General features: G+C 58.4%; 9 protein-coding genes. 2 read left to right on the plus strand and 7 right to left on the minus strand.

All coding sequences use genetic code 11. From position 1 onward, the window contains the following. Positions 1-16 precede the first annotated feature (16 nt). From pgi to ptsP, 4 genes are all read right to left on the minus strand, one after another. Positions 17-1,684 carry a glucose-6-phosphate isomerase gene (gene pgi / locus JI62_RS12710; protein WP_088700517.1) on the minus strand — a complete coding sequence of 556 codons (1,668 nt, stop codon included), beginning with the start codon at positions 1,682-1,684 and terminating at the stop codon, positions 17-19. 185 nt (positions 1,685-1,869) lie between these two features. Next, the gene (locus JI62_RS12715; RefSeq protein WP_088700518.1) at positions 1,870-3,603 is read right to left on the minus strand and encodes a PTS fructose-like transporter subunit IIB; all 1,734 of its coding nucleotides are present in this window, start codon (positions 3,601-3,603) and stop codon (positions 1,870-1,872) included. Further along, entirely contained in the window at positions 3,600-4,583 is a 984-nt protein-coding gene (gene pfkB, locus JI62_RS12720; RefSeq protein ID WP_088700519.1) for a 1-phosphofructokinase, read from the minus strand. Before pfkB ends, JI62_RS12715 begins: the two co-directional genes overlap by 4 nt. Then, positions 4,583-7,453 carry a phosphoenolpyruvate--protein phosphotransferase gene (ptsP, locus tag JI62_RS12725; RefSeq protein WP_088700520.1) on the minus strand — a complete coding sequence of 957 codons (2,871 nt, stop codon included), beginning with the start codon at positions 7,451-7,453 and terminating at the stop codon, positions 4,583-4,585. The genes pfkB and ptsP overlap by 1 nt, the downstream gene beginning before the upstream one ends. Positions 7,454-7,637: 184 nt before the next feature. Here ptsP and cra point away from each other — a divergent pair, with 184 nt between their 5' ends. Then, complete coding sequence (gene cra, locus JI62_RS12730) at positions 7,638-8,615, plus strand: catabolite repressor/activator (protein ID WP_088700521.1); 978 nt, start codon at positions 7,638-7,640, stop codon at positions 8,613-8,615. Here the strand turns inward: cra and JI62_RS12735 are convergent. Next, the gene (locus JI62_RS12735; protein ID WP_088700522.1) at positions 8,612-9,088 is read right to left on the minus strand and encodes a methylglyoxal synthase; all 477 of its coding nucleotides are present in this window, start codon (positions 9,086-9,088) and stop codon (positions 8,612-8,614) included. The genes cra and JI62_RS12735 overlap by 4 nt on opposite strands. A gap of 87 nt (positions 9,089-9,175) precedes the next feature. Beyond that, the gene (gene pyk / locus JI62_RS12740) at positions 9,176-10,696 is read right to left on the minus strand and encodes a pyruvate kinase (protein ID WP_088700523.1); all 1,521 of its coding nucleotides are present in this window, start codon (positions 10,694-10,696) and stop codon (positions 9,176-9,178) included. Positions 10,697-10,907: 211 nt separating this feature from the next. On the opposite strand from pyk, the gene gap reads away from it, so the two are divergent. After that, positions 10,908-11,912, plus strand: coding sequence for a type I glyceraldehyde-3-phosphate dehydrogenase (gene gap / locus JI62_RS12745; protein WP_088700524.1), 1,005 nt, complete (start codon positions 10,908-10,910; stop codon positions 11,910-11,912). A gap of 7 nt (positions 11,913-11,919) precedes the next feature. Here gap and JI62_RS12750 read toward each other — a convergent pair whose 3' ends face one another. Continuing rightward, a complete protein-coding gene (locus JI62_RS12750) occupies positions 11,920-12,969 on the minus strand; it encodes a LacI family DNA-binding transcriptional regulator (RefSeq protein ID WP_240513235.1) in 1,050 nt (349 codons plus the stop codon). Between the last annotated feature and the right edge of the window lie 84 nt (positions 12,970-13,053).

The raw sequence follows: 13,053 nt of genomic DNA on the forward strand, positions 1-13,053 counted from the left end.
TTAACAATCTATCCGTTCAACGCTTCTTCCGTGCTGGCTTCTTCTCTGCACTGGCGGGCGCGCTTTCCTTTTCGCCGCTGCCCCCATTGGGGAAGTGCGCACGCACCAGTTCCAGCAGGCCTTGAGTGGAAGCGTCGAAGTCAGCGGCGTTGGTGTCGATGCGTTCGCTGATTTCACCGGCGATGCGTTTGCCAAGCTGCACACCCCACTGGTCAAACGAGTTGATGTTCCAGATCACGCCCTGAACAAACACTTTGTGCTCGTAGAGCGCAATCAGCGCGCCCAGGTTTTTCGGCGTTAGCTCATCGAGCAGTAGGGTGCTGGAAGGGCGGTTGCCGGGGCAGCTGTAGGGATCGTGTTGGCTTAGCTCTTTGCTATCCCCTTGGCTGCCTTCCATAAAGGCGTTGGCCTGGGCGAGCATATTGGTGAGCAGTGCGAAGTGGTGGTCTTCAACGCCGGGCTCGGGCTTGAGCGAGGCAATAAAATCAATTGGCACGTAGCGGGTGCCCTGGTGCAGCAACTGGAAGAAGGCGTGCTGGCCGTTGGAGCCGGTTTGGCCCCACACAATCGGGCCGGTTTTGTAGTTCACCGGGTGGCCGAAAATATCCACCGACTTACCGTTAGACTCCATATCCAGCTGCTGCAAAAACGAAGGCAGTTGGTTCAGCGCCTGATCGTAGGGCACGATGGCTTGAGTTTCGGCGCCAATAAAGTTGATGTACCAAATACCAATCAGCGCCATCAGTACCGGCATGTTTTGTGAGAAGGGCGCGTTGATGAAGTGGTTATCCATTTCGTGGGCACCTTCCAGCAGCTCGATAAAGCCTTCAAAGCCGATGGAAAGCGCAATCGGCAGCCCGATGGATGACCACATGGAGTAACGGCCGCCCACCCAGGCCCAGAACTCGAACACGTTCTCTTCGCGAATGCCGAACTCCATGGCCGCTTTGCGGTTAGTGGAGGCGGCAATAAAGTGCGCGCCCACGTCGGCGTCTTCGCCAGCGTTCTCCAGAAACCAGCGCCGCGCAGTTTTAGCGTTGAGCAGCGTCTCCTGGGTAGAGAAGGTCTTGGTGGAAACGATAAACAGCGTAGTCGCCGGGTCGAGGCGCGAAAGCACCTTTTGAATATGAGTGCCGTCCACGTTGGAGACGAAGTGGAAGTGCAGCTCCGGGTGGCGGTATTTGAGCAGCGCACGCACCGCCATATTGGGCCCAAGGTCAGATCCGCCGATACCGATATTGACCACGTCTTTAATGCGTTTGCCGCTGTAGCCTTTCCATTCACCGCTGCGCACTGCTTCTGAAAACAGCTTAATCTGCTCCCGGGTGCGGGTGATTTCCGGCATGACGTCTTCGCCGTCTACATAGACCGGCTCATCGCCTAAGTGGCGCAGCGCCGTATGCAGTACCGGGCGGTTTTCCGTCACGTTGATAATATCGCCCGAGAACATCTGTGCCCGGCGCTGTACCAGGGCGGAGTGGTCGGCTAGCTCAATCAGCTTGGTAAGCACTTCATCGGAGACGTGGTGCTTGGAGTAGTCAAGAAACAGACCGCCCACCCGTAAACTCATTTTCTCAAAGCGCTGCGGGTCATTGGTGAAATAGTCACGAATGCGGTCGTTGGCGGTTTTGTCGCGCAGGCGATCAAGTGCCTGCCAGGTAACACTACGAGTGAGCTGAAACATAGGGCGATCCGTTTGTTATATGTGAACGTGGTAACCAAAGACAAAAGTGGCGTTATGTAAAAATACTACATAAAAAATGACAAAGAGTAGAGGGTATAAGTGGCGTGAAAAGGTATTAAATGCGTAAAGCGACGTATTTAAAAGGACAGGCATGTTCGCCTGCCCTCACTTTTTGGTAACAGCGGTTAGGTGGCGAGGGCTACCTGGGCCGCATCACGTTTGATAAACGCATAGCCTAAACCGGTCACCAACGAGCCAGCCACAATAGCGCCAAGGTAGAGTAGCACCGGGGTGATGGCGTTGGGGATGAGCAGTACAAAAATACCGCCATGAGGCGCCATTAGTTTTGCACCTACCAGCATCGAGAGAGCACCGGTGAGAGCGCCCCCTGCGATACAGGCGGGGATAACACGTAGCGGGTCTTTCGCTGCAAAGGGGATTGCACCTTCACTGATAAAACAAAGGCCTAGTACAAAAGAGGCTTTGCCCGCTTCGCGCTCCGGTGCAGAGAACTTGTTGCGCGCGACAAAGCTGGCAATCCCCATACCAATAGCGGGTACCATGCCTGCGGCCATAATCGCCGCCATGGGGCCATAGGTTTCAGAGGCGAGCAGGCCCACGCCAAAGGTGTAAGCGGCTTTGTTGACCGGGCCACCGAGATCGAAGCACATCATCGCACCCAGCAGAATACCCAGTAGCACCGCATTAGTGGAGCCCATGGATTCCAGGAAGCTGGTCAGCGCATTAAGCAGCGCCGCGACCGGTTCGCCAATGACGTAGATCATGGTCAAGCCGGTGACCAAACTGGCGACCAGCGGAATGATCAGAATCGGCTTAAGGGATTCAACGCTGGAAGGCAGTTTGACGTAGCGGGTAACCGCCAGTGCCACATAGCCTGCCAGGAAACCCGCCAAAATACCGCCGATAAAGCCGGAGCCGATATTGGCTGCGAGCATGCCGCCAATCATACCCGGCGCGATGCCGGGGCGGTCGGCGATGGAGTAGGCGATATAGCCTGCTAGCACTGGAATCATCAGCGCAAAGGCGGTGCCGCCACCGATCTGCATCAGCGCGGCGGCCAGGGTGCCTTCCTGCTCAAAGGCCTCAATGCCAAACACAAAGGAGAGCGCAATCAGCAGGCCGCCCGCTACGACCATCGGCAGCATAAAGGAAACGCCGGTGAGCAGGTGCTTATAAACGCCTTTCTCTTTGACGCTCTTATTGGCTGTGCCTGCATTGCTGCTGCCGTTCTCTATGGCGGCCTCGCTGAGCGCGGCTTCAAGGGTGGGGCGTGGTTTTTTTAGCGCGTTGCCAGTAGAAGTGCGGTAGATGCGCTTACCAGCGAACCGCGACGGATCAACGTCGATATCGCAGGCCAATACGACTATGTCGGCGTCGGTGATCTCTTCTTCGGTCAATTTATCTTGTGCGCCCACCGAGCCCTGGGTTTCCACGCGAATGGCGTGGCCCATAGCTTTGCCCGCCTCGGCGAGTGCTTCGGCGGCCATAAAGGTATGCGCCACGCCGGTGGGGCAGGCAGTGACGGCAACGATTTTCTTGCCAACCGTGCTGCTTGCAGCGGTAGGTGCGCTAGAGGCGGCCGGGGCGCTATAAATCGGCGCTTCACGCTTAGCCTGGGCCAGAAAAGCGCTGGGGTCGGGGAGTGCGCTGGCAATCGGCGCTTGGAACAGGCGCTTGCCTTCAAAACGCTCCGGGGCAGGCACTTGATCGGCGGCGACCACGATCAAATCGGCATTAGCGATCTGCTCGGCAGTGGCGGGCTGGAGCGGCGCGACTTCACCGTGCATTTCCACATGCGCCGACCAGCCTTGGCGCTGGGCGGCTTGTTCCAGGCGCTTAGCCGCGAGGAAGGTGGTCGCCATGCCGCTGGGGCAGGCGGTAATCAGAATAATATTCATAGCGTGGCTCCCTCGGTGATGGTGTCATCAAGACGCCGTATCCGGGTGTGTTGTTGGAGTGAGTCGAAATCGGCAGCGTGGGGGTTGCCCACGCCAACGTGGCGCACGGCCTCGGCCGAGAGCGCGGTGGCAAAGCGCAGCGTTTGTTCAGCGTCTTGCTGGCCGTTCTGATGAGTCAGCAGGCCGTGGAGCATGCCCGCAATAAAGGTATCGCCAGCGCAAACGGTATTCGTCGCGGTAACCTTAGGCGGTGTGGCGTGCCAGGCACCTTGAGCGTTAACCCACAGCACCCCTTCGGCACCCGCTGAAATCAGCGCATTGGCGATGCCGCTTTTATGCAGCCGCTTGGCCGCATTCAAGCGAGCATCAGAAGAGGTCATATCTTCGCCCGCCCACTCTGCCAGTTCGTTTTCATTAGGCTTAACACCGGCGGGGTGAGTCGCTATGGCCGCATTGAGTGCCGGGCCACTGGTATCTACCCAGAGTGGTACGCCGCTGTCGTTTAAGTGGTTTAACAGCGCGCTGAAATCGTCCAGTGACAGCCCAGGGGGCAGGCTGCCCGCCACAACGACCGCCTGGGGTGGTGTCGCGCTGGAAAGCTCGGTATTGAGCGTGTCGATCAGCGCCTGCAAATGCGTGGCGTCAATGGGCATGCCGGGGCCATTAATATCAGTAACGCGGCCGCTCTGTTCCGCAATTTTGGCATTAATACGGGTTTCTCCCGGCACGCGCACAAAGGTGTCGGTCAGGGAGTACTGGGTAAATGCCAATTGAAAGGGAGTGTCGTTATCGGCACCTAAAAAGCCGCTGACGGTGACATCGTGGCCAAGGCCTGCCAATACGCGGGCAACGTTAACCCCTTTGCCTGCCGCTTCTAATTGGGCGCTGGTAGGACGGTTGACGCTGCCCAGCACCAAGGCGTCAAGGTTAAACGCCAAATCCAGTGCCGGGTTCAATGTAATGCATAGCACGCGTGCCATTAGCGTGCCTCCAGTGCATCGCGCACTTCATCGCTAGTCGCTTGGCTCAGCGCTAACTGAGCGCTGGCTTGGGCATCAGCGAAGTCAAACTCGCGCAGGCGGGCTTTGACCAGCGGGATCTGTCTCGCGCTGACGGAGAGCTCGTCCACGCCAAGGCCTACCAGTACCGGAATGGCCACGGCGTCTGAAGCCAATTCGCCGCACACGCCGACCCATTTGCCTTGGGTGTGGGCTGCCGCCACGGTCATTTGAATCAAACGCAGCACTGCGGGGTGCAAACCATCGGCTTGGGCAGAGAGCTCCGGGTGGCCTCGGTCGATAGCCAGGGTGTACTGGGTTAAATCGTTGGTGCCGACTGAGAAGAAGTCCACCTCGACGGCAAGGCTGGGTGCCAGCAGCGCACTAGAGGGTATTTCAATCATCACCCCCAACTGCACATCGGTGGCGCGTTGGGAAGTAGGAATCTCTTGGAGTAGGCGGTCATAGATGACTTTAACGGCACGGAACTCGGCGATATCTTTGACCATCGGCAGCATAATGCGTAGCGGTTTTTCGACTGCTGCCATCAAGAGTGCGCGTAGCTGGGTCTCAAGCACCTCGGGCTGGGTTAGCGCCAGTCGAATACCGCGCAGACCCAAGAAGGGGTTGTCTTCCTGGGGCACAGGCCAGTAGGGCAGTGGCTTATCACCGCCGACATCTAATGTGCGCGCTATCAGCGGGCGGCCGTCGAGTGCATCAATTGCTTGACGATACTCGCTAATCTGAGTGGCTAAGTCTGGTGCGCTGGCGTGGGCCATAAACAGGAATTCGGTACGCAGTAGGCCAACCGCCTCAGCACCGCGCTCCACCGCATCGGCGGCGTGGGCGGTGTTGCCCAGGTTGGCGGCGACTTCCACACGGTGCCCATCGCGGGTTTGGGCGACCTCGAAGCGGCTTTCCCAGGCATCGGCTTCGCGCTGCTGCAGGTCGAGCAACTGTTGCTCGGCACGCTGTAGGCGCTCTTCGGAAGGCTGCGACGTCACCCGGCCACGCTCGCCATCCAAAATCATCATGCTGGCGTTGTTGAGTGCCATCACCGCTTGACCGGCGCCAACGACGGCGGGAATACCCAATGCGCGGGCCAGAATAGCGCTATGCGCCGTGGCGCCACCGCGAACGGTGAGCAGGCCGCGCACACGGGAGGTATCCAGGCGGGCCACATCGGAAGGGCCGATATCGTCCATCACCAGAATATAAGGGTGATCCGGCGGTTCGGGGAGCGTCACATCGCAGAGTACGCCCAACACCCGGCGTCCCACGTCGCGCAGGTCGGCAGCGCGTTCGGCCAGCAGGCGATCAGCGAGCATCTCTTGGGCGTGGGCCGCGGTTTCAATCGCTTCCCACCAGCCCGCTTCCGCCGAGCGTCCCTCACGAATGGCATCCGTCGCCGCGTGATGGAGTTCCGGGTCGTCGAGCATCTCTTCGTGCATCGAAAGAATATCGGCGACTTCGCCACCGGGGGCGTTATGCACCAATGTGTGCAGCTGGGCGGCGCCCTCTTTCAGCGCGCTATTTAAACGGCTGATTTCGTGTTCAGCGTCGCTGGCGTGCTCTGCGTACTCGAACTGCATCGGGCGAATGACAAACACGGGCGCAATGGCCAAACCCGGCGAGGCGGCCACACCGGCGTGGGGCGTATCGGCAGCGAGAGGCTCGACGGCCGGTGTAGCGGTGCTCGCTTCCTGCACGCTTTCGAAGCCTCCGTCAAAGGGCGTTACTTTTTCACCCAGGCCCGATTCAACCGCCTCGGCGACGGCCTCTAGCGCTGCGCTTGCCTGCTCGCCCTCGGCTGAAAGCACCAGCCACTGGCCACGGCGTGCGCCCAGGCCAATCACTTTGGTCAGGCTGGCGGCGGAAACCGGGGTGGCGCTGCCTTCTTCCAAACGTGCCTGAATCGGCATGGCCTGGGCACGCGCTATCTGTACAAGCTGTTTGGCGGGGCGGGCGTGTAAGCCATGGGGGTTAAGTACCCGCACACGGCGAGTCTGAGTGCTGGCGGTTTCGCCCGCCAGGGTGGCCAGCAGCTGCGCGCTGGTTTTGCCCAACAGGCTTTGGCTTTCGCTGTTTTCCAACACCGCCATCAATTGCTCTAGCAGCGGGCGGTGGGCATCACCGTGGGCGGCCAGGCAGAACAACGCATGCACCGGATGACCAGCGCTTTCCAGGCTTTGTTCTGCAGGTGTGGCCACTCCTAGCGCGGGCTGATTAACGCCCTTGGCACTGCTGGCCAGCCACAGCCCTTTACCTAACCAGGTCGGCTGCGTCGCAGCGACGGCGGTAATAAAACTGTTATCGACACAGCCGCTTTGGCGTAAGCGGGCGGCTGCAGCGAGGGCGAGTTCTTGTGGGTCGCGTGCCGGAAAGTTGACGCATAGGGTGTCGGCATCCAGGCGCGGTTCTAAGGCTGGCTTGGAAAGCAGCCGTGCGACATCTGCCGCGGAGGTGGCGTTTGCCAGTTGCTCGGAAACGCCTTCGCGATCCAGCACGTGGGTGAGCTGGCGCAGAATATCCAGGTGCTCGTCATTTTGGGCGGCAATCGTTACTAGTACATGCACCTGCTGGCCGTCGTGCCACTCGATCCCCTGGGGAAACTGCAGCACGCGCACGCCCGTTTGCTTCACATATTGACGGCTTTCTGGCGTACCGTGGGGGATCGCAATGGCGTTGCCTAGAAACGTGGATGATTGCGCCTCCCGGGCGTGCAGGCCGTCGCGATACTCGGCCTCAACCAATCCGGCCTCAACCAGCGCCTTAGCGGCACTGTCCAGCGCGGTTTGCCAGCTGTCGGCGTGGCGGCCTAGCAAGATGTCATCGGGGCCGAGTGTCAACATAGGTGTCTCCGTGTAGAACCATAGTCGTAGCGCTTCGAAGTGAGCTAGATGAATCGTATCATCTGTGTATAGTTGGCTATGCTGAATCGATTCACTGAATGACACAAGGCTTGGGCGTTTAGACTTTGGTCTGGTAGGCGCTAACTTGCTGATAAACTGCTTGGTTATATTAAGGGAGACCCGAATGACTCTTGCCGATATTGCCCGGTTAGCCGGCGTCTCGCGCACGACCGCTAGCTACGTGATTAATGGTCAGGCCGAGCAGCGGCGCATTAGTGCGGCGACAATTGAAAAAGTGATGGCGGTGGTGCGGCAGCACCGCTACCACATTGACCCCCAGGCGGCTGCGCTGCGCCGCGGCGCAAGCCGCCTGCTGGGGCTGATCGTGCCGGATCTGGAGAACATCAGTTATGCCCGCCTAGCCAAGCGCTTGGAGCGGGGCGCTCGGGAGCAGGGTTACCAGCTGTTGATCGTAAGCTCGGATGACTGCGCAGAGAGCGAACGAACCCTCGCGTTGGCGCTGCGTGCCCAGCGCTGTGAGGTGTTGATCACTGCTAGCTGCCTCCCCAGCGACGACACTTTTTATGCCGACCTGGTAGACGAGGGTTGGTGCGTGGTGGGAATGGATCGTGGCCTCAACCCGGCGCGCTTTGCCAGTGTCGTGAGTAACGACCAGGAAGCGGCAAAGACGTTGACTCGCTCGGTAATTGGCGCGGCGACCAAGCGTGTTGCCTGGTTAGAAGCGATGCCGGATCTGTCGGTTAGCTGCGAGCGGCGGGCGGGGTTTCAGGCAGCCCTTGAAGGCAGCATGATAGCGCCGCTTTATCTAACCGGATCCCACTATGAGCGCAGCGAAGGGGCGCGTTTAGCGATTCAACTGCTGGACGAGCAAGGCGGTGCCGATGCACTGGTGACGGCGTCCTATACACTGCTGGAAGGGGTTTTTGATGTGTTCTTGGAGCGCGGCGGCCTGCCGGAAAATATTCGCCTGGCCACTTTTGGTGATCACAGGCTGCTGGATTTCCTTCCTCAGCCAGTGAACTCGGCGCTACAGGATTATGACCGTATTGCCGAGTTAACATTGCGCTGTGCCCTAGCCGCCATGAGCGGTCACTATGAGAGCGGACTACAAGTGGTGGCGCGCCATCTGCACCGGCGTTAAACCGTGCGGGCCTGGGCCCAAGCTGCTGCATCCGGTATCGACATGTCGTAACTCTCGCTCAAGTAGGGAGAGGAGAGCACGAAGTCGGCGCTCGCCGCATTGCAGGCAACGGGAACATTCCACAGCGCCGCTAAACGCAGCAACGCTTTGACATCCGGGTCGTGGGGCTGGGGGGAGAAGGGATCCCAAAAGAAGATCAGTACATCCAGCCGCTGCTCCGCAATCCGCGCGCCTATCTGCTGGTCACCGCCCAGGGGGCCACTCATTAAACCCTCCACATCTAGTCCTAACGCGGTTTGCAGCCGCTTAGACGTTGTTCCTGTCCCGATCAGTTCGTGCTGGCTCAGGGTATCCTTCCAGCGGGTTGCCCACTCAAGCATTTCGCTCTTCTTGCCATCATGGGCAATCAGCGCAATGCGCTTGCGTGCTTGCAGCGTACGGATGGCTTGGCGGGGCGGTTGCGCGTCACTCATTTGGTCACTTCCCTCATGGTTCTATTGCCTTACGGTCTTATGCCCGAATGGCTTTTTCTTATTAAGCTTGCTACCGAGGTTAGCCGATTAATCGCTCTCCAGGGCAAGAATTTTCATCGTATTGGTGCCCCCATGGGCATTCATATGGTCGCCGCGAGTGAGAATGACATGCTCGCCAGGGTGGATAAATCCCTGCGCCTGCAAGCGCTTCAAGGCTTCTTGGTTAAGGTTGGCCGGATCCATATCGGTAGTGTCGAAAGGAATGGAAACCACGCCACGATAGAGTGCCATGCGCCGTTGGGCGATAGGGCTGTGGGCCAATCCCACGATAGGCAAACCTGAACGAATGCGTGAGGCAATCAGCGGCGTATAGCCGGTGGAGGTCATACAGGCGATGGCGCTGACGCCGGATAAGTGATTCGCAGCATACATCGCCGATAGCGCGATGGTTTCATCGATGCGCTCAAAGCCTTCATGAATACGGTGGCCTGACTCTTGAGCGAGACGCTCACGCTCGGCACCCAAACAAACGCGGTTCATCGCTTCGATGGTTTCCACCGGGTAATCACCCGCGGCGGTTTCTGCGGAGAGCATCACCGCGTCGGTGGCGTCGAGCACCGCGTTGGCCACGTCGAAGACTTCGGCGCGGGTGGGCAGCGGCGACTCGATCATCGACTCCATCATTTGGGTGGCGGTAATCACCGCGCGGTTGAGTGAGCGTGCGTGCTTGATAATGCGCTTTTGAGTACCAATCAGCGCGGCGTCACCAATCTCAACGCCCAAGTCACCCCTGGCCACCATGACCGCCTCAGAGGCTTCAATGATGCCATCCAGCGTGGCGTCGTCGGCAACCGCTTCTGCGCGTTCGAGCTTAGCCACCAGGCCGATCTCTTTACCGGCTTCGCCAAGCAGTTCGCGGGCTTCCTGCATATCCGCCGCGCTGCGTGGGAAGGAGACAGCCAAGTAGTCAACGCCAATCTCAATCGCAGTTTTTAGATCGGCCTTATCTTTCTCAGTGAGTGCGGGCGCAGATAGGCCGCCTCCCTGTTTGTTAATGCCTTTATTGTTGGATAGCTTGCCACCTACGTGAACGCGGGTATGCACTTCTTGTCCAACTACTCGTGTGACATCGAGTACCAAACGGCCATCGTCGAGCAGTAGCCGATCGCCTTCTACGACATCATCCGGGAGAGTTTGGTAATCACAGCCGACCCGCTCTGCGGTGCCGCTATTGGCGTCAAGCGCCATATCCAAAACGAATGTCTGGCCGACATCGAGTTTGACAGCACCATCAACAAAGCGGGCAATACGAATTTTCGGCCCCTGTAGATCGCCCAGTGCGGCGACGCTGCGGCCCAGGCGCTCGGCAATCTCGCGGACTTCGCTCAAGCGACGGCGATGATCTTCCGCCGAGCCGTGGGAGAAGTTTAGCCGCACCACATCCACACCGGCTTTGAGCATCGCTTCCAGTACGCCGGGCCGATCACTGGCGGGGCCGAGGGTGGCGACGATCTTGGTGCGTCTCAAGGGGGTATGAGGGCCTGAGGGCGTATAAGGAAGGGAGGAAGTAGACGTCTGGGCCGTTGTTTTCGAAGTCGCATTCGTCATGGGCGCTCTCCTTGAGTAGAGGTATTGTTGGCAATTTAGTATTGGACTACGATAGCGCTTATATAGTAATTTTACTACATATTGGATATTTACTAGCCTTTTGGGGCGGTTAACACGCTATTTATCGGCCTCATGACGCTTAAATACGTATTTTTAGTAATTTTTTTACTAAAGATGCCACTCATTATTATTGGTTAATTGAGGAGCTATCATGACAATAAGAGTTGCGATTAACGGATTTGGCCGCATTGGCCGCAACGTACTGCGCGCCCTTTACGAAAACAGCTACCGTGACCGCGTACAGGTCGTCGCCATTAACGATCTCGGTGACCCCTCGCTCAACTCCCACCTGCTGCGTCACGACACCGTACATGGCCACTTCCCTTTTAAGGTAGAACACGACGCGGAGAGCATCACGGTAGATGGCGATCGCATCGCCATCTCCTCTGAGCGCGATCCAGCGCAGCTGCCATGGGCATCGATGAATATCGATCTGGTGATGGAGTGCACCGGTTTGTTTACCAAGCGCGAAGCGGCGGCCAAACATATAGAAGCGGGTGCCAAGCGCGTGCTGATTTCCGCACCCAGCCCTGATGCCGATGCGACGATTGTGTATGGCGTAAATGATCAGGTGTTGACCGCTGAGCACACGGTTGTCTCTAACGCTTCCTGCACCACCAACTGCCTAGCGCCGGTGGCCAAAGCGTTGAACGATGCGGTGGGTATCGAAAATGGTTTGATGACCACGGTGCACGCTTACACTAACGATCAAAACCTCTCGGATGTTTACCACTCCGACCCCTACCGGGCACGTAGCGCGACGCACTCTATGATCCCGACCAAAACCGGCGCTGCCGCAGCGGTGGGCTTGGTGCTGCCAGAGTTGGCGGGTAAGTTTGATGGCTTGGCCGTTCGCGTGCCGGTAATCAACGTCTCGCTGGTGGATCTTACTTTCACCGCCGGACGTGATACCAGCAAGGAAGAGATCAACGCCATCGTCGAGAAAGCCGCAGCTAACTCACCGGTTCTGGCCGTTAACGCCGAGCCACTGGTGTCTATCGACTTTAACCACGATGCCAACTCGTCGACCTTTGATGCCAATCACACCCGCGTGAATGGCCGTCTGGTTAAAATCATGGCCTGGTACGACAACGAGTGGGGCTTCTCTAACCGCATGTTGGACACCGCGCTTGCCATGCAGGCGACTGCAAAGTAACCCCCATCTAAGGGCAGGTATCGCCCAGCAGTAACTCCGTTTGCAGCAGTTGCTGGGCGAGGGGAATACGGCCAAGAATCATCTGCGCCGCGACCCTCCCTTTGCCCACGCTATCCTGGCGCACCGTGGTTAAACGCGGTGCCCGGTACTGCCCCTCGGCAATACCGTCAAAGCCAGTAATGCGCAGCTCTTCCGGCACACGAATACCGCGCTGTTCGGCAAGCGTTAGCGCCGTTAGCGCAATGCGGTCAGACATGCACAGCAGCAGGTCTGGCCGTTGTTCTGTGGGCTGGTCGAGAATCTCGGCAATCACCGGTGAGCACACCTCGAAGGTATTCTCCTCGATATTCCATAGCGGCACCTGCTCCACATCTATGCCTTGCTCACTCAGCGCGCTATGAAAGCCCTCCAGGCGGGCGCGGCTGATCGTGCTGGTGTTGGGCAGCAGGGTGTGTTCAGACGTCACACGGCCGTTGCAGGCCTCTTTGGTCAAGCGCAGGTTGATAATCGCCGGCCGTTTGGGCAAATGCGTCAGCGCATGCTGAGCGATTTTATAGCTGGCAGCGGTGTCGTCGATATGCACCGTCGGGCAGCCTTCAATATCAAAATCAACGGACACCAGGCTACGCTGGGCAGGCAGTTCATCTAGCAATTTATTGTTGGGCATTAGTCCGTAAACGATAAAGCCATCGGCGATATTGGCCGAGCCCGGCGGTTGGGAGGCGTGGCCGCGGCCCGGCAAGAGCAGCAGCGTATGGCCGTGAGCATCGAGCACTTCGGCAACCCCTGATAGAAATTCGCTGGCCACGGCGTCGTTCAAGCTGTAGGTAAGACTTTCCGCAAGAATCACCGCAATGATCCGCGAGCGGCCAGTGCGCAAGCTGCGCGCTTTGGCATCAGGGCCGCTGTACCCCAGCCGCTTGGCCTGTTTAAGGATCCGTTCGCGCAGGGCTGGCGAAAGCTGATCCGGCCGGTTAAAGGCATTGGAGATCGTTGCAGTGGAGACGTTGAGTTCCTGCGCAAGATCCTTGAGTGTCATTCGGCGCTGATCAGTCACGGTGCTTCCTTTACAGGCTTTTTTAATAATTGAAAACTTAGCTATTCAAAGGGTGTGCATAATAAAATCGACCCGCTGTGTGCT

The organism is Halomonas campaniensis (assembly GCF_002211105.1).
GTDB lineage: Bacteria > Pseudomonadota > Gammaproteobacteria > Pseudomonadales > Halomonadaceae > Vreelandella > Vreelandella campaniensis_A.